This is a genomic window from Streptomyces sp. ID05-39B (assembly GCF_033794725.1).
Lineage (GTDB): Bacteria > Actinomycetota > Actinomycetes > Streptomycetales > Streptomycetaceae > Streptomyces > Streptomyces bobili.
This window is the reverse complement of sequence record NZ_JARGEF010000048.1, coordinates 18,755-40,510: the sequence shown is the minus strand read 5'-3', so window position 1 is coordinate 40,510 and position 21,756 is coordinate 18,755. Positions and strand designations below refer to the sequence as shown.

Sequence of the window (21,756 nt, the reverse complement as noted above, 5' to 3'; positions counted from 1 at the left end):
GGTTCGGGGGGGGGGTGAAGGTTGTTTAGAGGGAAGAGCGAGCCGGTCCCGGCGGTCTCGGCGGCGGGCTCCGTGCCGGTGGCCGCCACGGGGGCTTCCAGGGTCTCCGCCCCTTCGGACCCCTCGGCCGCTTCGGCCGCTTCGGCCTCATCGGCGGGCGGGGTGTCCTGGGGCTTCGTCCGGGCAGTGGGTTCCTCGGGGATGACCTTCTCGTCCGGAGTGCCGTTCGCCTCGGCGGTCAGGTGAAGGGCGGTCGCACGCGCGTGCTCGTCGACCGCCTCGGGCTTCCCCTTGACCTCGTCCTCCCGTGCGGCCTCCGCGTCGACGCCGGACTCGGCGGGCTCGGCCGCCCGGACGGGTTCGGCGTCCACGGACTCCGCGTCCGCGGCCGTGCTCCGCGCAGGCTTCGGGCCGTCGGTGTCGAAGCGGGCCAGGGCGGCCTGTGCGCGCAGGAAAAGCTTGGAGCCGGAGGGAGAGAAGACCGAGGGAACCTCCTGCTCGTCCTCGGCGGCTTCAGGGGTCCCGGTGGCGTCAGGGGTCCCGGTGGCGTCAGGGGCCTCGGCGATTCCGGTCTCGGGCTCCTCGGCCTCCGTACCGTCCGCAGCCTTGGCGGCCTCTGTGGCGTCGTCCTCGGCCGCACGCGCGGGCGGCAGCGCCAGTGCCGGCGCCCCGCTCTCTATCTCGAGCAGGCGGCGGCCCTCCAGGGCGCTCGCCCGCTCCGTCTCCGCCGTGGCGTAACGGCGCAGCAGGGACGCGTGTTCGTTGCGCAGCCCGGCCAGTTCGGCGCGCTTGGCCCGCAGCCGCTGTTCCAGCTTCTTGCGCAGCTCACGCGACTCCTCGAGGTCGCTCTCCAGTTCGGCGACCCGTTCCTCGTAGCGCCACTCGTCACCCGCACGCGCGCGCGTGAGGTCGGCCACCTGTTTGCCGGCCTGGATGTCCCAGCGGCGCATGACGAACGCGCTCCCGACCGCCGTCGCCGCGGCGGCCGCGGCCAGACCACGGAGCAACGACGGCTCCGTGAAGACCCAGGGGCCGAGCGCGCAGACGAGGGAGACGCCTGCGATCGTCGAGGGAGGCAGCAGCCGGTGCAAAGGTGGGGAATGGCGGTGACGTCCACGTGGCATGGCCAGAAACTTACCGCGCGTAGGCGAATGTTGGCGCCCCGCCCCGTAAAAAGCAGCCATACCGAAGCTCTCACACGGCATCAGGAAACAAACCGGTCGCGGAATTCACCGGCAATCAAGATCATTTCCGGTCGCCACGACCACCGGAGGCCGTCCGCCGACGTCACCGGCCGGTCAACCGCCGCTCGCCCGCTCGCTCAGCCGCCCGCTGATCCACTCCAGAGTCGGCGGGATCTCCCGCCGCCAGGTGTTGAAGTTGTGTCCGCCGCTTTCGAGGACGATCGACGAGATCCTTGTCCTGTGGGTGGCCTTCGCCAGTTCGATGAACTTCAGCGTGTCCTTGTAGTTGGATTCTCCCACCTTGCTGCTGGTGACGAGCAATGAGGTGTCGGGCGCGGGCCGGTGCTTCAGGAACCAGCGCAGATCGGCCTCGTTGCGCAGCGTCTCGTCGCCGTGGAACAGGTCCCCGGTCGTCGGGTCGGTGGGCGCCTTGTAGTACGCCGACAGGCCGGCGCCCGCCCCGTAGACCTTGGGGTGGTGCATCGCCAGCTTCAGCGCGCAGTAGCCGCCCGTGGAGTCGCCGATGACACCCCAGCTGCCGGGCGCCCTGTTCACCCTGTAGTGGGCCGTCACGGCGGCCGGCAGGTCCTTGGCGAAGAAGGACTCCGTCTGCGGCCCGCCCGGGATGTCCACGCACTCCGTGTCCCGCGGCGGCGCCACCGTGGGCCGCATCATCACCAGGATCATCGGCTGCATACGGCCGTCCTCGGCGAGCCCGCGCGCGGTGCGCGGGTAGTCCAGCTTGTCCACGAGGGCCTCCGCGGTGCCGGGGTAGCCCGTGAGGACGACGGCCGCCGGGAACGTACGCGCGCGCTCGTGCGGGTCGAAGTACTCCGGCGGCAGGTACACGAAGGCGGGCGAGGCGATGCGCGTCGTACGGCCGTTGATGGCGACCTTCTGGATCTGCCCGCCGAACTCCGGGCGCCCGCCGCCGCCTTCCACGCGCCGGGTGTCGAGCACCCGCAGCGGTCCCTCGCCCGCGTGGTCGACGACGACGCCCTGCTCGGTCTCCTGGCCGAACAGGTCCGCCCAGCTGGCGTAGAACCCGAAGGCCTGGTTCGCCGCGAGCCCCACGGACGCGAAGAGTGCCAGCTGGGTGCCCAACAGCAGGGCGACACGCGCGCTGACGGACCGCCAGCCGCGCCCGGCCAGCCGCGGCCACTGCCACACCGTGCCGACGAACAGCAGTACGGCGGACAGGACTGCCAGCAGCAGCACTGTTTTGCTCGTGAGACCCATCGGTGTTCCTGCCTGCGCTCTCCGTCCGGGTTCCCGTGGCCCCCGCTCCCCGCGAGGACTTCTCCCGGACTTTCCCTTGCCTTTTCGGCGGCTTTGAAAGAGTTGAGTGAACCTCTCCCCCCGAGACACCGTCCTAGAGGGCGCAATGTCGCCGGATGCCCGAATCGGGCCCGGATTTCAGAGTCTCTCGCGGAACTACGGGATGCGATGTCTGTCAGGGAAGATGGGGAAATGTCGATCGGGGTTCCGAATCGATCAAGCCGGGTGCGGAAGCTGATCAGGGGGCCGCGCCCCGAGGCCGTGCCCGCCCTCGTCGGCCGGGCCTGCGCGCTCGTGGGTCTGCTGGACGTCGCCGCCGGGGTCTTCCCGCGGTTCCGCCACAGCCGTATGCACACCCTGGCCGAGGTGCTGCCCGGCGCGCTGGGCCCGTTCGCGGCGGCGCTGTCGCTGAGCGCGGGCGTCCTGCTGCTGCTCCTCGCGCACGGCCTCAAGCGCAGCAAGCGGCGCGCCTGGCGGGCGGCCGTCGCCCTGCTCCCGGCGGGTGCCGTCGCGCAGTTCGCCTACCGGCACTCGCTCGTCGGCGCGCTGATCTCCCTCGCGCTCCTGGTGCCGCTGCTGCGCCACCGCGACCAGTTCGCGGCGCTGCCCGACCCGCGCAGCCGCTGGCGCGCGCTGGCCAACTTCGTCCTCATGGGCGCCGGTTCCCTCGGGCTGGGCCTGGTCATCGTCAGCGCCCATCCGGGGCGCCTGGTCGGCGACCCCAGCCTGGCCGACCGCATCTCCCACGTCCTGTACGGCCTCTTCGGCTTCGAGGGCCCGGTCGACTACCAGGGCAACACCTCCTGGACGGTCGCCTTCTCCCTGGGTGCCCTGGGCCTGCTCACCGCCATCACCACCGTCTACCTGGCCTTCCGCCCGGAGCACCCGGCCGCGCGCCTCACCGAGGAGGACGAGGTCCGGCTGCGCGTCCTGCTGGACAAGCACGGCCGCCGGGACTCGCTCGGCCACTTCGCGCTGCGCCGTGACAAGGCCGTCGTCTTCTCCCCCAGCGGCAAGGCGGCCGTGACCTACCGCGTCGTCTCCGGCGTGATGCTCGCCAGCGGTGACCCCATCGGCGACGTGGAGGCCTGGCCCGGCGCGATCGAGCGCTTCATGGACGAGGCCAGGGCCCACTCCTGGACGCCCGCCGTCATGGGCTGTTCCGAGACCGGCGGCGAGGTGTGGACCCGCGAAACCGGACTGGACGCCCTGGAACTCGGCGACGAGGCGGTGGTGGACGTCGCGGATTTCTCGCTGGCCGGCCGCGCGATGCGCAACGTGCGCCAGATGGTCAAGCGCATCGAACGCGCCGGTTACGAAACCCGGGTCCGACGTGTCCGTGACATCGGCGAAGGCGAACTGGAGCGCATCCGGCTCGCCGCGGAGGACTGGCGTGGAACCGACACCGAGCGCGGCTTCTCGATGGCCCTCGGCCGCATCGGCGACCCCACCGACGGTGACTGCCTCATCGCCACCGCCCACAAGGCGGACGCCGAACCGGGTCCGTACGGCGACCTCAAGGCGATCCTTCACTTCGTGCCGTGGGGCCCGGACGGGGCTTCCCTGGACCTGATGCGACGCGACCGCTCGGCCGACCCCGGCATGAACGAACTCCTCATCGTCGCCTCCCTCCAGGCCGCCCCCAAGTTCGACGTCGCGCGCGTGTCGCTCAACTTCGCCATGTTCCGCTCGGCACTGGCCCGCGGCGAGAAGATCGGCGCCGGCCCGGTGCTGCGCGCCTGGCGCGGACTGCTGGTGTTCCTCTCGCGCTGGTTCCAGATCGAATCGCTGTACAAGTTCAACGCCAAGTTCCAGCCCCGCTGGGAACCCCGCTTCGTCGTCTACCGAGCCTCCGGTGACCTCCCCCGCATCGGCTTCGCCGCCATGCAGGCGGAGGGCTTCGTCAACCTCGCCCTGCCCCTGCCGCACTTCCTGCGCCGCCGTACGTCCGCCGCCCGCGCGTGTGCCCACGCGGTGGCCGAGCACACGATGGCCGACAGGGACGTACGCGCGGCCTAGGCGCCTTGATCCAGAGCGCCGGTCCGGGCGGAACCCCCACTGCTCAGCCCTGGGGCTTCCCCCGGGCCACCCGGCGTGGCGGTCCCCCACGGGGCCTACGCTGAACGTATGAGCAAGCAGAGCGGACGAGGGCGCGTGGCCGGCCTTCCGGACTGGGACCGGTGCGCGGTCATGGGGGTCGTGAACGTGACCCCCGACTCCTTCTCCGACGGGGGTCGCTGGTTCGACACGACGACCGCCGTCAAGCACGGACTCGCGCTGGTCACCGAGGGAGCCGACCTGGTCGACGTCGGCGGCGAGTCCACCCGGCCCGGCGCCACCCGTGTCGACGAGGCCGAGGAGCTCCGGCGCGTCATCCCCGTCGTCCGCGGCCTCGCCTCCGAAGGCGTCGTCGTCTCCGTCGACACCATGCGCGCCTCCGTCGCCGCCCAGGCCCTCGCCGCGGGCGCGGCCCTCGTCAACGACGTCAGCGGCGGCCTCGCCGACCCGGAGATGATCCCGGTCGTCGCCGACGCCGGCGCGCCCTTCGTCGTCATGCACTGGCGCGGCTTCCTCGATGGCGGCAACGTCAAGGGTGTCTACGACGACGTCGTCCGCGAGGTCGTCGACGAACTGCACGCGCGCGTGGACGCCGTCCTGGCGGGCGGCATCGCCCCCGACCGGGTGGTCGTCGACCCGGGGCTCGGCTTCTCCAAGGAGGCCGGCCACGACCTCTCCCTGCTCGCCCGCCTCGACCGGCTGCACGGACTGGGTCACCCCCTGCTCGTCGCAGCTTCCCGCAAACGGTTCCTCGGCCGGGTGCTGGCGGGGCCGGAGGGCGCGCCCCCGCCCGCCCGCGAGCGCGACGCCGCCACGGCCGCCGTCTCCGCCCTCGCGGCGCAGGCCGGCGCGTGGGCGGTGCGTGTGCACGAGGTGCGCGCGACGGCCGACGCGGTGCGTGTCGCGCGCGCCGTGGAAGGAGCGCGCGCGGACAGTGACACCCCGGACGAAGACACGGTGGACGGGGCGTCTGGCACGCCCGACGCGCCGGCCTCTCAGGAAACGCGCCCCTCACGCACACCGCACGGCGCAGAAGGAGCCCGGTGAGCGCCCCCCACACCGACGTCGAGCAGGTCGAGGCCGCCAACACCGCCTTCTACGAGGCACTCGAACAGGGCGACTTCGACGTGGTGTCCTCACTCTGGCTCACCCCCTCCGACCTGGGCATCGACGAGGAGTTCCACGACCCGGCGGACGCGGGCGTCGTCTCCTGCGTGCACCCGGGATGGCCGGTGCTCACCGGGCGCGGCGAGGTGCTGCGGTCGTATGCGCTGATCATGGCGAACACCGACTACATCCAGTTCTTCCTCACCGATGTGCATGTGTCCGTCACCGGCGACACGGCCCTGGTGACCTGCACCGAGAACATCCTCAGCGGCGGGCCCGCCCCGGAGGACGGCGAGGAGCTGGGGCCGCTCGTGGGCCAGCTGGTGGTCGCCACGAACGTGTTCCGCCGCACCCCGGACGGCTGGAAGCTCTGGTCGCACCACGCCTCCCCGGTCATGGCCGAGAACACCGAGAACGCCGACGACGCCGAGGACCCCGACGAGGAGACCCCGTCCTGAACGGGTAGGCGTCAGGAGGACCGCGCATGCCCTCGGGAGCGGGACGTGATGGGCGTCACGCCCGCCCGGGCAGGGGCGGCTACCAGCCCGTGAGCCGCCGGGTTCCCCGGGGGAAACACACGGTGAATCCTCCGCCTCCGACGCGGCCGGTGCCCCCGCGGCCCGGCCGTGTCGGTGCTCGCAGGTAGATTCGTTCGAGGCCGGTGTGCCGCCCGCAGGCGGCACGGACCGGCCGTTCCCGACGATTGCAGGAGTGATTCGCGTGGATCGTGTCGCGCTGCGCGGCCTCAAGGCCCGTGGGTACCACGGTGTGTTCCCCCGGGAGCGGGAGGAGGGCCAGACCTTCATCGTGGACCTCGTCCTGGGCCTGGACACCCGTCCGGCCGCGGCCGACGACGACCTGGCGAAGACCGTGCACTACGGCATCGTGGCCGAGGAGGTCGTGGCCGTCGTCCAGGGCGAGCCGGTCGACCTCGTCGAGACGCTCGCCGAACGCATCGCCCAAACCTGTCTGCAACACGAAGAGGTCCAGGAGGTCGAGGTCTGCGTCCACAAACCGGACGCACCGATCACCGTTCCCTTCGACGATGTGACCGTCACCATCACCCGGAGCCGCGTATGACCAGGCCGTTCACCGCGGGACAGACCGACCCGACCGTGCAGCCCGTGCCCGCCGCCGTGGTCGAGAAGGTCGATGCCGCCGACACCACCCTGCACAATCCGAAGCGGGCCGTGATCTCCATCGGCTCCAACCTCGGCAACCGCCTGGAGACCCTCCAGGGCGCCATCGACGCCCTGGAGGACACGCCGGGCGTGCGCATCAAGGCCGTCTCCCCGGTGTACGAGACCGAGCCGTGGGGCGTGGAGCCGGGCAGCCAGCCCTCGTACTTCAACGCGGTCGTCGTCCTGAAGACGACCCTGCCCCCGTCCTCCCTGCTGGAGCGGGCGCACGCGGTCGAGGAGGCCTTCCACCGCGTCCGGGACGAGCGCTGGGGCGCACGCACCCTGGACGTCGACATCGTTGCGTACGCCGACGTCGTCTCGGACGATCCGTCGCTGACCCTGCCCCACCCGCGCGCCCACGAACGCGCCTTCGTCCTCGCCCCGTGGCACGACGTGGAGCCAGGCGCGCAGGTTCCCGGCCGCGGCCCGGTAGCCGAGCTGCTCGACACCGTCTCGCGCGAGGGTGTTGCCGCTCGCAGGGACCTGGAACTCCAGCTGCCCGAGTAGTCGTTAAGGTCAGGACGACGATCGTCCACGGCCGAGGGCCGTGGACCCCGGGGGAATGCGAAGGGACACCGTGAGAGAGCTGCGCATCAGGATGCTGGCCGGCGTCTTCGTCGTCGCGGGCGTTCTGTCGTGGGCGGGCGCCCGCCTCTGGAACTCCGTCGGGACCCTGCCCAGCGTTCCCCTGGCCGCCCCCATCGTCCTCGCCGTGATCGCCGTGGTGCTGCTGGCCACGGCACTGTCGATCCGCGCCCGTCTCAAGGCGCAGCGCGAGCGCCGCCCCGAGGCCAAGGGCGTCGATCCCCTGATGGCGGCCCGCGCGGTCGTCTTCGGCCAGGCCAGCGCGCTCGTCGCCGCCCTGGTCGCCGGGATGTACGGCGGCGTCGGCGCCTTCCTGCTGGAGTCCCTGGACATCCCGGCCCGCCGCGACCAGGCCGTCTACGCGGGGTTCTCGGTCCTGGCCGGCTTCGGTGTCATAGCCGCTGCCATCTTCCTGGAGCACGTCTGCAAGCTCCCCGAGGACGACGACGACAGCAACTCGGGAGCGGCCTCGGCGGCGTAGGCCGCGGCCCATTCGCCCCGGCCCGCCTCAGCACCTCGTGAGGGGTCTCAGCGCGCCATGATGAGGCTCATCGCCTCGTTGCGCGTCGCCGCGTCCCGCAGCTGTCCGCGCACCGCCGAGGTGATGGTCTTGGCACCGGGCTTACGGATGCCGCGCATGGACATGCACATGTGCTCGCACTCCACGACGACGATGACTCCCCGCGGCTCCAGGATCTCCATCAGGGAGTCCGCGATCTGCGTGGTGAGACGTTCCTGCACCTGGGGGCGGCGCGCATAGACGTCCACCAGCCGCGCCAGCTTGGACAAGCCGGTGATCTTTCCGCTGGTGGCCGGAATGTACCCGACGTGGGCGACACCGTGGAACGGCACCAGATGGTGCTCACAGGTGCTGTAGACCTCGATGTCCTTCACGAGCACCATCTCGTCGTGCCCGAGGTCGAACGTCGTCGTCAGCACATCCTCGGGCTGCTGCCACAACCCGGCGAATATCTCCCGGTAGGCACGCGCCACCCGCGCGGGCGTCTCCCGCAGCCCTTCCCGGTCCGGATTCTCGCCGACCGCGATCAGCAGTTCACGTACGGCGTTCTCGGCCCGCTTCTCGTCGAAATCGCCGACGAGGCCCTCGCCGTCCAGCGTCACGGGGTCGGTCATGCTGTGCCTCGTTCCTGTGCGGGTCGCGTGTGGATCACGCGTGACGGTGCGGCCATAACCTGAAATGCCGCGCCCCCCAGGCTAGAACCTGGGGGGCGCGGCATGCATTCCGGGCCTGGTGAGGCCACCGGGACCGGAGCGTCAGCTCTCCGGACGTTCCTCGGGGACCGGGTCGGCCACCGCGGCAGGGTCCACCGCGGAGGACTTCGCGGTGCTGATCGCGGGCGTCGCGCCGTTGGCCCCGTTGGTCAGTGCCAGCTCCCTGGGGGAGAGCACCGGCGGACGGGTGGACGGCGTACGCCGCGAGGAGCCGGTCCAGGCGGGCCGGGCCGGGCGCTTGACGATGGCGGAGAAGATCTCGGCGATCTCCTCCTTGTTCAGCGTCTCCTTCTCCAGCAGCCGGAGCACCAGGTTGTCGAGCACGTCGCGGTTCTCGACCAGGATCTCCCAGGCCTCGTTGTGCGCGTTCTCGATGAGCTTCTTGACCTCTTCGTCGACCAGCGCGGCGACCTCTTCCGAGTAGTCGCGCTGGTGAGCCATCTCACGGCCGAGGAAGGGCTCGGTGTTGTCGCCGCCGAACTTGATGGCGCCCAGACGCTCGGTCATGCCGTACTGGGTGACCATCGCGCGGGCCGTGGTGGTGGCCTTCTCGATGTCGTTCGCGGCGCCCGTGGTCGGGTCGTGGAAGACCAGTTCCTCGGCCGCGCGACCGCCCAGCATGTAGGCGAGCTGATCGAGCATCTCGTTGCGAGTGGTCGAGTACTTGTCCTCTTCCGGGAGCACCATCGTGTAACCGAGGGCCCGGCCGCGGGACAGGATCGTGATCTTGTGGACCGGGTCGGAGTTGGGGGAAGCCGCCGCGACCAGGGCGTGGCCGCCCTCGTGGTACGCGGTGATCTTCTTCTCCTTGTCCGACATGATCCGGGTCCGCTTCTGCGGGCCCGCGACCACACGGTCGATCGCCTCGTCCAGCATGTGGTTGTCGATCAGCTTCAGGTCCGAGCGGGCCGTCAGCAGCGCGGCCTCGTTCAGCACGTTGGAGAGATCGGCACCCGTGAAGCCGGGGGTGCGGCGGGCGACAGCGGCCAGGTCGACGTCGGGCGCGACCGGCTTGCCCTTCTGGTGGACCTTGAGGATCTCCAGACGGCCCTGCATGTCCGGACGGTCGACCGCGATCTGGCGGTCGAAACGGCCGGGGCGCAGCAGTGCCGGGTCGAGGATGTCGGGCCGGTTCGTGGCGGCGATGAGGATCACGCCGCCCTTCACGTCGAAGCCGTCCATCTCGACGAGCAGCTGGTTCAGCGTCTGCTCACGCTCGTCGTGACCACCGCCGAGGCCGGCGCCGCGATGGCGGCCGACCGCGTCGATCTCGTCGACGAAGACGATCGCCGGGGCGTTCGCCTTGGCCTGCTCGAAGAGGTCACGCACCCGGGAGGCACCGACACCGACGAACATCTCGACGAAGTCGGAACCGGAGATCGAGTAGAAGGGGACGCCCGCCTCGCCGGCGACGGCGCGTGCGAGCAGGGTCTTGCCGGTGCCGGGAGGCCCGTACAGGAGCACACCCTTGGGAATCTTGGCGCCGACGGCCTGGAACTTCGCCGGTTCCTGGAGGAACTCCTTGATCTCGTGGAGCTCCTCGACGGCCTCGTCCGAGCCGGCGACGTCCGCGAACGTCGTCTTCGGCGTGTCCTTGGTGATGAGCTTCGCCTTGGACTTGCCGAAGTTCATGACCCTGGAGCCGCCACCCTGCATCTGATTCATCAGGAACAGGAAGACGACGACGATGAGGACGAAGGGGAGCAGGGACAGCAGAATCCCGACGAAAGCGTTCTGCTTCGTCGGCGAGACCGTGTAACCGTCCGGAATCTGCTTGTCCTGGAATTTGGTCTGCAGCGTGTTGGCGATGGTCACGCCTTGATCGCCGATGTAGCTCGCCTGGATCTTCGAGCTGCCCTTGACCTTTGTGCCGTCCTTGAGCGTGACCTTGATGATCTGCTCGTCACCGGTGGTGAGCTTGGCCGACTCGACCTTGTTGTCGTTGATCGCTGCTACGACCTGGCCTGTGTCCACCGTCTTGTAGCCGCCGGACGAGCCGACGACCTGCATCAACACGACCACGGCAAGGACGGCCAGCACGATCCACATGACCGGCCCACGGAAGTATCGCTTCACGTCCATCCATACGGAGCGGTGCCGCCCCGTCCCTCCTGCCATAGTGAGTTTGATAAGACAGTTCTTCTGACGGTACCCCAGCATTGTCGCGCGAAGCCGCGCGGGGAAGGCTGACGAACCCGTCTGCATGCTCCAACGGCGCGGAACCCGCTGGGGTTCCCGATCGTCCTACACAGGACGCTCTTGTGGCTCAGCCGCCGTACACGTGGGGCGCGAGCGTACCGACGAACGGGAGGTTCCGGTACTTCTCGGCGTAGTCGAGGCCGTATCCCACGACGAACTCGTTGGGGATGTCGAAGCCGACCCACTCCACGTCGATCGCGACCTTGGCCGCCTCCGGCTTGCGCAGCAGGGTGCACACCTTGAGGGATGCGGGCTCGCGCGAGCCGAGGTTGGACAGCAGCCAGGACAGGGTCAGTCCGGAGTCGATGATGTCCTCGACGATCAGGACGTGCTTGCCCTTGATGTCGGTGTCGAGGTCCTTGAGGATCCGCACCACGCCGGAGGACTGGGTGCCCGCGCCGTACGAGGACACGGCCATCCAGTCCATGGTGACGGGGGTGGACAGCGCCCGCGCGAGGTCGGCCATGACCATCACCGCGCCCTTGAGGACGCCGACGATGAGCAGGTCCTTGCCCGCGTACTCCGCGTCGATCTTCGCAGCCAGCTCCGCCAGCTTGACGTCGATCTCTTCCTTGGTGATGAGCACCGTCTTGAGGTCGGCACCCATGTCTTTCGCGTCCACCCGCATCACTTTCGGTCGTCCCACCGGCCGCCGCCCCTCCGATTGGAGGGTCGGGATTCAGCCTTGCCGAATCACCAGTCTGCCACCCTGGCGCTGGGCGACGACTTTGCCGGGGAGATTGATGACTCCCTGGCCGCGCCAGCCGGTGATCAGCCGGTCGATCTCCTCGATGTGCCGGGCGAAGAGCGAACCGGCCGGGGCGCCCGCCTCGATGGCCGCGCGGCGCAGGATGCGGCGGCGCACGGCGGGCGGCAGGGCGTAGAGCTTGGCGCACTCCAGCAGACCCGTGCTGTCCCGTACGGCGGCCTCGGCCTGGCCGGCCCAGGCGTCGAGGGCGTCGGCGTCGTCACGGGAGAGCTGGGCCGTACGGGCGAGGGCCTCGACGACGCCCTTGCCGAGGGCCTTCTCCAGGGCGGGCAGGCCCTCGTGGCGCAGCCGGGAGCGGGTGTAGGCCGGATCGGTGTTGTGCGGGTCGTCCCAGACGGGGAGGGACTGGGCCATGCAGGCCTTGCGGGCGGTCTGCCGGTCGAGCTGGAGGAAGGGCCGGCGGTAACGGCCGCCGGCCCCCGAGACCGCGGCCATTCCGGACAGGGAGCGGATGCCCGAGCCGCGGGCGAGGCCGAGGAGGACTGTCTCGGCCTGGTCGTCACGGGTGTGGCCGAGGAGGACCGCGGCGGCGCCGTGGCGGTCGGCGGCGCCGTCGAGGGCGGCGTAGCGGGCGTCGCGAGCGGCGGCCTCGGGGCCGCCTTCACGGCCGACGGTGACCGCGGTGGCCTCCACCGGGTCCAGGCCGATTTCGCGCAGGCGCAGGACGACCTCGTCGGCGCGCAGATCGGAGCCGGGCTGGAGGCCGTGGTCGACGGTGACCCCGCCGGCGCGGATGCCGAGCTTGGGGGCTTCGAAGGCGAGGGCGGAGGCGAGCGCCATGGAATCGGCGCCTCCGGAGCAGGCCACGAGCACGAGCGGCGAGGGCGGACGCTCGTGGGGAGTGGCGTCAGTCGTGCTGTGGTGGTCGGTGAGGATGTCGTGGAGGACGCGGCGGACCGCCAGGCGTATCGCCGCGACCGCAGGATGGGGACCCATGTCCGGTTCCCTTCATGAAATTTTCGGGGGCTGAAGCCGAGATCGGTCACGCAGAGTGTGTAGATGGTGACAGAACCGGGCTGTTCCCCGAGCATTGCACGCCTGATGGGGACTCACGGTCCCTCGGACGGGTGATTGAAGAGGCGTTCTCCTGCCGTCGGCCGATTTCGATTCACGACGGACCACGACCGCTCACCGGTTCACGACTCGGTCTTGCGGTGCACCCGCGCGACCCAGTCCGCCGGTTTGGCGATCTCGGCCTTGGTGGGGAGCGTGTTGGGCGAGGTCCACACGCGGTTGAAGCCGTCCATGCCGACCTCGCCGACGACGGACCGCACGAAACGCTCACCGTCCTTGTACTGCCTGAGCTTGGCGTCCAGGCCGAGCAGCTTGCGCAGGGCCATGTCCAGCCGCGAGGCGCCCTTGGCGCGTCGCTGCTGGAACTTCTCGCGGATCTCGGCGACGGTCGGTACGACCTCCGGGCCCACGCCGTCCATCACGAAGTCGGCGTGGCCCTCCAGGAGGGACATCACCGCGGTGAGCCGGGCGAGGATCTCCCGCTGGGCGGGGCTCTGGACCAACTCGACCAGGGAACGGCCGCCGTCGTCCTCCTCGCCCTCGGGGCGTCCGCCCGCGAGGGACTGGGCCGCTTCCCTGACCCGCTCCAGGAACGTCATGGGGTCGACGTCCGTCTCGGCCAGGAACGACTGGATCTCACCCTCGAGGTGATCGCGGAGCCACGGCACCGCGGAGAACTGCGTGCGGTGGGTCTCCTCGTGCAGACACACCCAGAGGCGGAAGTCGTGGGGATCCACGTCCAGTTCGCGTTCGACGTGCACGATGTTCGGCGCGACCAGGAGCAGTCGGCCGCCGCCGTTGGCACCCGCGGGCAGTTCGCGGCTGGCGGGGGCGAAGGTCTCGTACTGGCCGAGGACGCGGGAGGACAGGAACGACAGCAGCATGCCGAGTTCCACGCCGGTGACCTTGCCGCCGACAGCGCCGAGGACGGCGCCGCCCGCACCGCCGCCGCGGCGTTCCTCCATCTTGTCGAGGAGGGGCTTGAGGATCTCCCGGAAGCCGGCCACGTTCGCCCGGATCCAGCCGGGACGGTCGACGACCAGGACGGGGGTGTCGTGGATGTCCTCGGTGCCCATACGGGTGAAGCCCCGGACGTGTCCTTCCGAGGCCTTGGCGTGCCGACGCAGTTCCGCGACGACGGCCCTTGCCTCGTCGCGGCTCACCTCTGGGCCCGGCCGTACCAGCCGGGTCGCGGTCGCGACCGCGAGATTCCAGTCGACCATCCCGGAAGAGGCACCACCGATGCTCGTCATGCGTCAACCGTACGTGAGGGGTGCCGTCGCGGGCAGGGCGTGGCGTGGGAGTGGGGGATGCGTCAGGGTTCCCGTGCCACCCGCTCGTGCTCGGGGGTTGCCGCACGTTTCAGGCGCAGCCGCACACCGCCAGGGCCGCGACCGCTCTGTCCAGGGCCGATTGGGCTGCCATCGGGTCCGTGGTGTTCGCGGTGAGGACGGCGAAGGCGAGGAGGTGGCCGTCGCGGTCGACGACCGTGCCGGCCAGGGTGTTGACGCCGGTCAGAGTGCCGGTCTTGGCGCGGACGACACCGGCGGCTTCGGCCGCCGCTTCCGTGTAGCGGGTGGTCAGGGTGCCGGTGAAACCGGCGACGGGCAGGCCGGTGAGGACCGGGCGGAGGTCGGGGCGGGCCGGGTCGGCGGCCTTCACCAGGAGCGCGGTCAGGAGGTTCGCGGTGAGGCGGTCGTTGCGGTCGAGTCCGCTGCCGTCGCTGAAGTCGACGCCGTTCAACGGCAGTCCGAGCCTTCCCAGCTGGACGCGGATCGCCTTGCCCGCGCCCGCGAAGTCGGGGCGCACGCCGGTCGCGAGGGCGGTCTGACGGGCGAGGGCCTCGGCGATGTCGTTGTCACTGTTCGTCATCATCCGCTCGACGATCGAGGCGAGCGGTGCCGAGGAGACCGTCGCCAGGGTCTCCGCGCGCGCGGTGGCCTTCGACGGGCCGGGCGCTGACGTCTTGACGCCGTGCGCCCGCAGGAACTCGGCGAACTTCCTGGTCGCGTCCGCCGCCGGGTCGGGCACGCGGGTGACCGGGCCGCTCGACGAGCCGTTTGTGCGGCCCTCGTCGGCGGTCAGGGCGGTGACGCGGGCGAGGTTCGGGTTGACTCCGATCGGGTGAACCTCGGTGCCGGCGTACAGCGTGGTGTCGTACGACAGGGTCGCCTGGGTGATGCCGCGCTTCTTGAGGGCCGTGGCCGTGGAGGCGGCGAGGGTGCGCAGGCTCGCCCAGCCCTCGGGCTTCTCGCGGGCTGTGAGGGTGGGGTCGCCGCCGCCGACGAGGACGACCTCCCTGGTGCCGGGTTCGAGGGCGGTGCGGGTGGTGAGGCGGTGGTCGGGGCCCATCGCGGCGAGGGCGGCGACCCCGGTGGCGATCTTCGTGGTGGAGGCGGGGGTGAGCGCCGTGTCGGCTCCGCTGCCGTAGAGCCGCCGGCCGGTGCTCACGTCGACGACGGCGGCCGTACGGCGGGTGCCGAGGGCCGGGTCGGCGAGGAGCGGGCCGAGGACACGGGCGAGGGTGGCCGAACCCGGGGCCGACTTCACGGTGGTCGTCGCGCCGCCGAGGCCGGTCAGGACGGACCCGGCGCTGGGGGCGGGCCGGGGCGCCCCGGCAGCCGTGTCGGACGTACCGGACGCTTCGGACGAGCGGCCGTGATCTACGCCACCCGCCCGCTCCAGTGCGACGGCCCGGTCCCGCTCGGCCGTACGCTGACCTGTGGAGTCCCAGGGACCGGCGGCGGTCGCCACGCCGACGGCCAGGGCCAGTCCGGCGGTCGTCGCACCCGCGGTGTACTGCCAGGTCCGGCCGGTCTTCGGCCTCGTGTTCCGCGCGAGCTGCGGTTTCACCGCCTGCGTGAGCCGTGCGACCCACGGTTCGGCAGCGGTCGCCGCACGCGCGAGACGTGGCCGTACGATCCCTGCGGCCCGTGCCAGACGGGGTCGTACGGCGTCCGCGGCCCGCACCACGTGGGGTCTCGCGGCCCGCCAAGGCCTCAGCTCGGGCACGATCACCAGCCCCTTTCGCGATCACACACCTGCGTGAGGGACACTTAACCACCAGAACTATGTGCTGATCATGGAGGAGCCACCGGTGGAGTTCGACGTCACGATCGAGATCCCGAAGGGTTCGCGGAACAAGTACGAGGTGGACCACGAGACCGGTCGGATCCGCCTGGACCGTCGACTCTTCACCTCGACCGCCTACCCGACCGACTACGGCTTCGTCGAGAACACTCTCGGCGAGGACGGTGACCCGCTCGACGCGCTGGTCATCCTGGACGAGCCGACCTTCCCGGGTTGCCTCATCCGCTGCCGCGCGATCGGCATGTTCCGCATGACCGACGAGGCCGGCGGCGACGACAAGCTGCTCTGCGTCCCGTCGACCGACCCGCGCGTGGAGCACCTGCGGGACATCCACCACGTGTCGGAGTTCGACCGGCTGGAGATCCAGCACTTCTTCGAGGTCTACAAGGACCTGGAGCCCGGCAAGTCCGTCGAGGGCGCCGACTGGGTGGGCCGTGTCGACGCGGAGGCCGAGATCGAGCGGTCGTACAAGCGCTTCAAGGACCAGGGCGGTCACTGAGTCGCCGGGCCCCTGAGGGGGCCGTGCAGGGCCGCACGCACGCGTGCGGCCCTTTGGCATGCCTGTGCGCACAGGTCGGTGCGCATACTGAGGTCTACGGAATGTTTCGTTCAGGGAGCGTTGCCCAGTGACGGAGGCGGAGGGCCGCAAGCCGCAGTCGGACGAGGCGCAGGGCACGTTCGATCCGGAGATCACCTCCGAGTTCGCGATCCCCCAGGGACTGGCCGCACCGAAGGGTCCCAGAGGTCAGAAGGGCGGGGGCGAACCGGAGACCACGTCGGAGTTCGCCGTTCCGGAAGGCCTCGACGTCGGCCAGCCGGCCGGCGCGGAGTCCGAGGGATCGGCGTTCAGTCTGCCCAGGACGTACAGCGCGCGGCACGCCCCGCCCGCCTTCACGCCCGCCGAGGGCTTTCCCGTGGTCAGCCTGACCAAGGACGTGCCCTGGCAGGACCGGATGCGGACGATGCTGCGCATGCCGGTGGCCGAGCGGCCCGCGCCCGAGCCACCGCCCAAGGCGGAGGAGGGCGGTCCGGCCGTCCCGCGCGTGCTCGACCTGACCCTGCGCATCGGTGAGCTGCTGCTGGCGGGCGGGGAGGGCGCCGAGGACGTGGAGGCCGCGATGTTCGCGGTCTGCCGCTCCTACGGGCTCGACCGCTGCGAGCCCAACGTCACCTTCACCCTGCTGTCGATCTCCTACCAGCCGTCCCTCGTCGAGGACCCGGTGACGGCGTCCCGGACGGTACGGCGCCGGGGCACCGACTACACACGGCTGGCGGCCGTCTTCCACCTCGTCGACGACCTCAGCGACCCCGAGACACACATCTCCCTGGAGGAGTCCTACCGGCGGCTCGCGGAGATGCGGCGCAACCGGCACCCGTACCCGACGTGGGTGCTGACCTCGGCGACCGGGCTGCTCGCGGGCGCGGCCTCGGTGCTCGTCGGCGGCGACCTGGTGGTGTTCGTGGCGGCGGCGATCGGAGCGATGCTCGGCGACCGGCTGGCGTGGCTGTGCGCGGGGCGCGGGCTGCCGGAGTTCTACCAGTTCCTGGTGGCCGCGATGCCGCCCGCGGCGATCGGCATCGCGCTGACGCTCGGGCACGTCGATGTGAAGGCGTCCGCCGTCATCACCGGTGGGCTGTTCGCGCTGCTGCCCGGACGGGCCCTCGTGGCGGGCGTCCAGGACGGCCTGACCGGCTTCTACATCACCGCTGCCGCCCGCCTCCTGGAGGTCATGTACTTCTTCGTCGGCATCGTCGTCGGCGTGCTGCTGATGCTCTACCTCGGGGTGCAGCTCGGCGCCCATCTCAACCCCGACGCCGACCTGGGCATCACCGAGCGGCCGCTGTGGCAGATCGGCGCGTCGATGCTGCTGTCGCTGACCTTCGCGGTGCTGCTCCAGCAGGAACGGGCCACCGTGCTGGCGGTGACGCTGAACGGGGGCGTCGCCTGGTCGGTGTACGGCGCGATGCACTACGCCGGCGAGATCTCACCGGTGGCCTCCACGGCCGTCGCGGCGGGGGTGGTGGGGCTGTTCGGGCAGCTGCTGTCGCGGTACCGGTTCGCTTCGGCGCTGCCCTACACGACGGCGGCGATCGGCCCCCTGCTGCCGGGGTCGGCCACCTATTTCGGACTGCTGGCCATCGCGCAGAACGAGGTGGACGCCGGGTTGGTCTCCCTGACCAAGGCGGCCGCACTGGCGATGGCCATCGCCATCGGGGTGAACCTGGGGTCGGAGATCTCGCGGCTGTTCCTGCGGGTCGGGTCCGCGGAGAAGCGACGTGCCGCGAAGCGGACCCGAGGATTCTGACGCCGGCGTCCTACCGGTGTGGCGTGTCTCAGTAGCCGCCCTGGTTGTACGGGTACTGGCCGTTCTGCGGCTGGGGCTGCTGCTGGGGCTGCTGCTGCCAGCCCTGCTGCTCGGGGTACTGCTGGTCGGGGTACTGCTGCTGGGGGTGCTGCTGCTGATCGGGGTACGGCTGCTGCTGGTACTGCTGGCCCTGGTAGTCGTTCTGCTGGTACTCGCCCGAGTACGGGGCCTGGCCCTGGTACCCGGTCCGCCCCTGGTTGCCGCCCTGGTCGCCGTACGGGTCGTGTTCCTCGATGCGGCGGAGCTGGGTCGTGGCGTCGTCCATCGGCTGCTGCTGGTACACGGGCTGCGGCTGCTGCTGGGCGGCGGGCTCGGGCTGCCGGGCGTTCTTCTTGGACTGGGAGCGCGCGCGGAGGAACTCGATGATGATCGGGACCACCGAGAGGAGGACGATCAGGAGCAGGATCGGCTCGATGTTCGTCTTGACGAAGTCGATGTTGCCCAGCCAGGAGCCGAGCAGGGTGACGCCCGCGCCCCACAGGATGCCGCCGATGACGTTGAAGATCAGGAACGAGCGGTACCGCATGCCGCTGACGCCCGCGATGATCGGCGTGAACGTGCGGACGATGGGCACGAAGCGGGCCAGGACCAGGGACTTGGGGCCGTACTTCTCGAAGAACTCGTGTGCCTTGGTGACGTTCTCCTGCTTGAAGAGGCGGGAGTCCGGGCGGGTGAAGAGGGACGGGCCGACCTTCTTGCCGAACATGTAGCCCGCCTGGTCGCCCAGAATCGCGGCGACGCAGATCAGGACGACCGCCGCCCACAGCGGGAAGTCCAGCTGGTTGGAGGTGATCAGCAGACCCGCGGTGAACAGCAGCGAGTCACCCGGCAGGAAGAAGCCGATGAGCAGGCCCGACTCCGCGAAGACGATGAGCAGCAGGCCCCAGATGCCGTAACTGTCGAGCAGATGATCGGGGTCCAGCCAGCTCGGTCCGAGGGCAAGGGTCGTCACGGTTGCGGGCTCCTGACAGGGGTGAGGAAATACAGCGTCCTTCTACGGCCGCACAAAGCTATCAACGCATTGCGTCCGCCCCAGGTTCCATGGGGCTCCCCAGGATGCACTGTGAGCCCGGTGGGGCAAACCTGTGAGCATGGGCATCGAAGAATACGGCGGCGGCCAGGGGCCCCAGCCGGACGTACTGGTCGTCACGACGAACGACGTACCCGGACACCGGGTCGAGCAGGTCATCGGGGAGGTCTTCGGGCTGACCGTGCGCTCGCGGCACCTCGGGAGCCAGATCGGGGCCGGGCTGAAGTCGATGATCGGCGGTGAGCTGAAGGGGCTCACAAAAACGCTCGTCGAGACCCGCAACCAGGCCATGGACCGTCTCGTGGAGCAGGCACGCGCGCGTGGCGCCAACGCCGTGCTGGCGTTCCGCTTCGACGTGACGGAGGCGGCCGACGTCGGCACCGAGGTGTGCGCGTACGGGACGGCAGTGGTCGTGGCCCGGGAGTGACCCGGGCCACGGGACGCTACGCGGGTGTGTGCCGGGCCGCGTTCGCGGTGATGGCCTCCTTGAGGTGCTCGGCCAGTCCCGCGCGCGTGGAGTCGTAGAACGCCTTGAACCGCTCGTCGGTGACGTACATCTCGCCGAGAGACCGGTGGAGTTCGTACGAGCATTCGTAGAACCAGCCGGTGATGTGCCGCCGGTGTTCCTCGGCCATGTCCATGGCCCGCTCGCCGGTGGACGGTTCTCCGGCGGCCATCAGCGCGTCGTAGCGCCCGGTCCAGTCCGCCACCTCCGCCTGCATGCGCTGCCAGTCATCCTTGGTGTATCGGGCGGCCCGGCGCTGTGACTCGGCGTACAGCTCGGTGCCGCCCCAGCGCGCCTCGGCCTCCTCGGCGTACTGCTCGGGGTCCTTGTCGCCGAAGACCTCGAAGCGTTCCTCGGGGGTCAGGTCAATGCCCATCTCACGTGCCTCCATGGCGTGTTCCACGGCCGCGGCCATCTTCTGAAGCTGCTCGATGCGGACGGTCAGCAACTCGTGCTGCCGGCGCAGGTGCGCGCGCGGGTCCGTCTCCGGGTCGTCGAGCAGGGCGGCGACCTCGTCGAGCGGAAAGCCGAGTTCTCGGTAGAACAGGATCTGCTGCAGCCGGTCGAGGTCGGCGTCGCCGTAGCGCCGGTGGCCCGCGTGGCTGCGCCCGCTCGGGACGAGCAGGCCGATGCCGTCGTAGTGGTGCAGCGTGCGCACCGTCACTCCGGCGAAAGCGGCGACCTGTCCAACGGAGTAGCTCACTTGGTCCGCTCCTTTCCCCTTCTCATTTCGCACTCCACGGTGGGCCCTCACGTGACGTCAGGTGCAAGCCCGTCCTCGGGCAGTCGGCACCTCCCCGGGCGATGCCGGATTTGTCCGCTTATCGTGAGCCCGTGGCTCAGGACTCCGCGCGGCAGGCGCCCCCCTCCCCGGCGAGTCCCGCGCGCGCGTTGCTGCCCGCGATCCCGCCCGCTCTGGTCGTCGGGGTGCTGGCGAGCCTGCTTCTGCTGCTGGTGAGCGAGGTGGCCGAGCAGTTGCAGGACGTGCTGTGGAAGAACCTGCCGGACGCCCTGGGGGTGGGCCGCTACTCGGTGCTGTGGATGGTCGTCATGCTCACCGCCACCGGCATCGCGGTCGGGCTGGTGGTGTGGAAGGCGCCGGGGCACGCGGGTCCCGATCCGGCGACCACCGGCCTCGACGCGCCCGTCCTGCCGCTCGTGGTGCTGCCGGGGCTGCTGCTGGCGACCATGCTCATGCTGGCGGGCGGGCCGAGCCTCGGCCCGGAGAACCCGATCATCGCGGTGAACGTCGCTCTCGTGTACTGGCTGGGCCACCGGCTGCTGCCCCGGGCGCCCGGCCGGGTGTGGCCGGTGCTGGCGGAGGCGGCGACGATCGGGGCACTGTTCGGCACTCCGGTCGCGGCGGCCCTGCTGATCTCCGAGGCGCTGGCCGGGCGGCAGACCGAGGGGCCGCTGTGGGACAACGTCTTCGCGCCGCTGGTCGCGGCGGCGACCGGTGCGATGACGGCGACCCTGGTGGCCCGTCCGAACTTCGACCTCGGTCTGCCGCCGTTCGGGCAGCCCGACTGGGGCGATCTGCTGTCGGCCATGGTGATCGCCTCCGTGGGCGCGCTGCTCGGCATGGCCGCCGTACGCGCCTTCCCCTACGTCCACGGCGCGTTCGCGCGACTGCGGCATCCCATGCTGGTGCTGCCGGCCGGTGGGGTCGTACTGGGGCTGCTGGCGGCCCTGGGCGGCCATCTGACGCTCTTCAAGGGGCTGGACGAGGTCGCGGAGCTGGCCCACGATCCCGAGGGCTGGACGGCCGGAGAGTTCGCCACGATGACGGTGGTGAAGCTGGCCGCGCTGCTCGTTGCCGCGTCCTGCGGTTTCCGGGGCGGGCGGATCTTCCCGGCGGTGTTCGTGGGCGTCGCCCTCGGCCTGACCGCTCATGCCGTCGTGCCCGCCGTACATCCCGCGGTCGGGGTGGCGACGGGCGTGCTCGGTGTGCTCCTGGCCATCACCCGGCAGGGCTGGGTGAGCCTCTTCGTCGCCGCCGTCCTGGTCTCCTCCCCCGCGGTCATCGCGCTGCTGTGCATCGCCTCGCTGCCGGCCTGGCTGCTGGTGACCGGCCGGCCGCAGATGCAGCTGCGGGAGGACGGGACGGCGATCCGGTGAACCGATCAGAGCCCTCGATCCGATGAAGCGGCAGGAGAC

Annotated in this window: 20 protein-coding genes; 10 read left to right on the top strand and 10 right to left on the bottom strand. The window is 70.6% G+C overall.

What is annotated here, in order from left to right; translation table 11 throughout:
* Together P1P75_RS13720 and P1P75_RS13715 are read right to left on the bottom strand one after the other, a co-directional pair.
* Positions 1-1,124, bottom strand: a 1,124-nt coding sequence (locus P1P75_RS13720) for a hypothetical protein (protein WP_319255022.1), incomplete at its 3' end; no start/stop codon positions are given.
* Between the two features lie 174 nt (positions 1,125-1,298).
* Positions 1,299-2,423, bottom strand: coding sequence for an alpha/beta hydrolase-fold protein (locus P1P75_RS13715; protein WP_319255020.1), 1,125 nt, complete (start codon positions 2,421-2,423; stop codon positions 1,299-1,301).
* Positions 2,424-2,654: 231 nt separating this feature from the next.
* On the opposite strand from P1P75_RS13715, the gene P1P75_RS13710 reads away from it, so the two are divergent.
* From P1P75_RS13710 to P1P75_RS13685, 6 genes are all read left to right on the top strand, one after another.
* On the top strand, positions 2,655-4,481 hold the full coding sequence (locus P1P75_RS13710) for a phosphatidylglycerol lysyltransferase domain-containing protein (RefSeq protein WP_319255018.1): 1,827 nt from the start codon (positions 2,655-2,657) through the stop codon (positions 4,479-4,481).
* Between the two features lie 108 nt (positions 4,482-4,589).
* Positions 4,590-5,567: a dihydropteroate synthase gene (gene folP, locus P1P75_RS13705; protein WP_319255016.1), complete on the top strand. Its 978-nt coding sequence runs from the start codon at positions 4,590-4,592 to the stop codon at positions 5,565-5,567.
* Positions 5,564-6,085 (top strand): nuclear transport factor 2 family protein, encoded by a 522-nt coding sequence (locus P1P75_RS13700; RefSeq protein WP_319255014.1) that lies wholly within the window; start codon positions 5,564-5,566, stop codon positions 6,083-6,085. Before folP ends, P1P75_RS13700 begins: the two co-directional genes overlap by 4 nt.
* Before the next feature lie 262 nt (positions 6,086-6,347).
* Positions 6,348-6,707 carry a dihydroneopterin aldolase gene (gene folB / locus P1P75_RS13695; RefSeq protein ID WP_319255012.1) on the top strand — a complete coding sequence of 120 codons (360 nt, stop codon included), beginning with the start codon at positions 6,348-6,350 and terminating at the stop codon, positions 6,705-6,707.
* The gene (gene folK, locus P1P75_RS13690) at positions 6,704-7,315 is read left to right on the top strand and encodes a 2-amino-4-hydroxy-6-hydroxymethyldihydropteridine diphosphokinase (RefSeq protein WP_319255010.1); all 612 of its coding nucleotides are present in this window, start codon (positions 6,704-6,706) and stop codon (positions 7,313-7,315) included. The genes folB and folK overlap by 4 nt, the downstream gene beginning before the upstream one ends.
* A gap of 70 nt (positions 7,316-7,385) precedes the next feature.
* Positions 7,386-7,874, top strand: a complete 489-nt coding sequence (locus tag P1P75_RS13685; protein WP_319255008.1) for a DUF3180 domain-containing protein — start codon at positions 7,386-7,388, stop codon at positions 7,872-7,874.
* Positions 7,875-7,921: 47 nt separating this feature from the next.
* On the opposite strand, the gene folE is transcribed toward P1P75_RS13685, so the two are convergent.
* The 6 genes from folE to dacB all read right to left on the bottom strand — a co-directional run bounded on the left by folE (position 7,922) and on the right by dacB (position 15,626).
* Positions 7,922-8,527 (bottom strand): GTP cyclohydrolase I FolE, encoded by a 606-nt coding sequence (gene folE / locus P1P75_RS13680; protein ID WP_319255006.1) that lies wholly within the window; start codon positions 8,525-8,527, stop codon positions 7,922-7,924.
* A 141-nt stretch (positions 8,528-8,668) separates the two neighbouring features.
* Positions 8,669-10,708 carry an ATP-dependent zinc metalloprotease FtsH gene (gene ftsH / locus P1P75_RS13675; RefSeq protein WP_319255026.1) on the bottom strand — a complete coding sequence of 680 codons (2,040 nt, stop codon included), beginning with the start codon at positions 10,706-10,708 and terminating at the stop codon, positions 8,669-8,671.
* Positions 10,709-10,892: 184 nt separating this feature from the next.
* The gene (gene hpt / locus P1P75_RS13670; RefSeq protein ID WP_086767428.1) at positions 10,893-11,453 is read right to left on the bottom strand and encodes a hypoxanthine phosphoribosyltransferase; all 561 of its coding nucleotides are present in this window, start codon (positions 11,451-11,453) and stop codon (positions 10,893-10,895) included.
* Between the two features lie 51 nt (positions 11,454-11,504).
* Complete coding sequence (tilS, locus tag P1P75_RS13665) at positions 11,505-12,530, bottom strand: tRNA lysidine(34) synthetase TilS (protein ID WP_319255004.1); 1,026 nt, start codon at positions 12,528-12,530, stop codon at positions 11,505-11,507.
* A 200-nt stretch (positions 12,531-12,730) separates the two neighbouring features.
* On the bottom strand, positions 12,731-13,861 hold the full coding sequence (locus tag P1P75_RS13660; RefSeq protein ID WP_319255002.1) for a zinc-dependent metalloprotease: 1,131 nt from the start codon (positions 13,859-13,861) through the stop codon (positions 12,731-12,733).
* A gap of 109 nt (positions 13,862-13,970) precedes the next feature.
* Positions 13,971-15,626: a D-alanyl-D-alanine carboxypeptidase/D-alanyl-D-alanine-endopeptidase gene (gene dacB, locus P1P75_RS13655; protein WP_319255000.1), complete on the bottom strand. Its 1,656-nt coding sequence runs from the start codon at positions 15,624-15,626 to the stop codon at positions 13,971-13,973.
* Between the two features lie 79 nt (positions 15,627-15,705).
* Here dacB and P1P75_RS13650 point away from each other — a divergent pair, with 79 nt between their 5' ends.
* On the top strand, positions 15,706-16,197 hold the full coding sequence (locus tag P1P75_RS13650) for an inorganic diphosphatase (RefSeq protein WP_024885835.1): 492 nt from the start codon (positions 15,706-15,708) through the stop codon (positions 16,195-16,197).
* Between the two features lie 127 nt (positions 16,198-16,324).
* A complete protein-coding gene (locus tag P1P75_RS13645; RefSeq protein ID WP_319254998.1) occupies positions 16,325-18,004 on the top strand; it encodes a threonine/serine exporter family protein in 1,680 nt (559 codons plus the stop codon).
* Positions 18,005-18,032: 28 nt separating this feature from the next.
* Here P1P75_RS13645 and P1P75_RS13640 read toward each other — a convergent pair whose 3' ends face one another.
* Positions 18,033-19,016, bottom strand: a complete 984-nt coding sequence (locus P1P75_RS13640; protein WP_319254996.1) for a VTT domain-containing protein — start codon at positions 19,014-19,016, stop codon at positions 18,033-18,035.
* A 139-nt stretch (positions 19,017-19,155) separates the two neighbouring features.
* Between P1P75_RS13640 and P1P75_RS13635 the strand changes: the two genes are divergently transcribed.
* Positions 19,156-19,521: a YbjQ family protein gene (locus tag P1P75_RS13635; protein ID WP_073495697.1), complete on the top strand. Its 366-nt coding sequence runs from the start codon at positions 19,156-19,158 to the stop codon at positions 19,519-19,521.
* 16 nt (positions 19,522-19,537) lie between these two features.
* Here the strand turns inward: P1P75_RS13635 and P1P75_RS13630 are convergent, their stop codons facing one another.
* Positions 19,538-20,302: a MerR family transcriptional regulator gene (locus P1P75_RS13630; RefSeq protein WP_319254992.1), complete on the bottom strand. Its 765-nt coding sequence runs from the start codon at positions 20,300-20,302 to the stop codon at positions 19,538-19,540.
* Between the two features lie 131 nt (positions 20,303-20,433).
* Here P1P75_RS13630 and P1P75_RS13625 point away from each other — a divergent pair, with 131 nt between their 5' ends.
* Positions 20,434-21,717, top strand: a complete 1,284-nt coding sequence (locus P1P75_RS13625; protein WP_319254991.1) for an ion channel protein — start codon at positions 20,434-20,436, stop codon at positions 21,715-21,717.
* The last annotated feature ends 39 nt before the right edge of the window (positions 21,718-21,756 follow it).

Excerpts from the sequence above, each read along its gene's own strand:
- P1P75_RS13715 (WP_319255020.1), bottom strand. The coding sequence starts at position 2,423 with ATGGGTCTCACGAGCAAAACAGTGCTGCTGCTGGCAGTCCTGTCCGCC.
- P1P75_RS13710 (WP_319255018.1), top strand. The coding sequence starts at position 2,655 with ATGTCGATCGGGGTTCCGAATCGATCAAGCCGGGTGCGGAAGCTGATC.
- folP (WP_319255016.1), top strand. The coding sequence starts at position 4,590 with ATGAGCAAGCAGAGCGGACGAGGGCGCGTGGCCGGCCTTCCGGACTGG.
- folK (WP_319255010.1), top strand. The coding sequence starts at position 6,704 with ATGACCAGGCCGTTCACCGCGGGACAGACCGACCCGACCGTGCAGCCC.
- folE (WP_319255006.1), bottom strand. The coding sequence starts at position 8,527 with ATGACCGACCCCGTGACGCTGGACGGCGAGGGCCTCGTCGGCGATTTC.
- ftsH (WP_319255026.1), bottom strand. The coding sequence starts at position 10,708 with ATGGACGTGAAGCGATACTTCCGTGGGCCGGTCATGTGGATCGTGCTG.
- hpt (WP_086767428.1), bottom strand. The coding sequence starts at position 11,453 with ATGCGGGTGGACGCGAAAGACATGGGTGCCGACCTCAAGACGGTGCTC.
- tilS (WP_319255004.1), bottom strand. The coding sequence starts at position 12,530 with ATGGGTCCCCATCCTGCGGTCGCGGCGATACGCCTGGCGGTCCGCCGC.
- P1P75_RS13660 (WP_319255002.1), bottom strand. The coding sequence starts at position 13,861 with ATGACGAGCATCGGTGGTGCCTCTTCCGGGATGGTCGACTGGAATCTC.
- P1P75_RS13635 (WP_073495697.1), top strand. The coding sequence starts at position 19,156 with ATGGGCATCGAAGAATACGGCGGCGGCCAGGGGCCCCAGCCGGACGTA.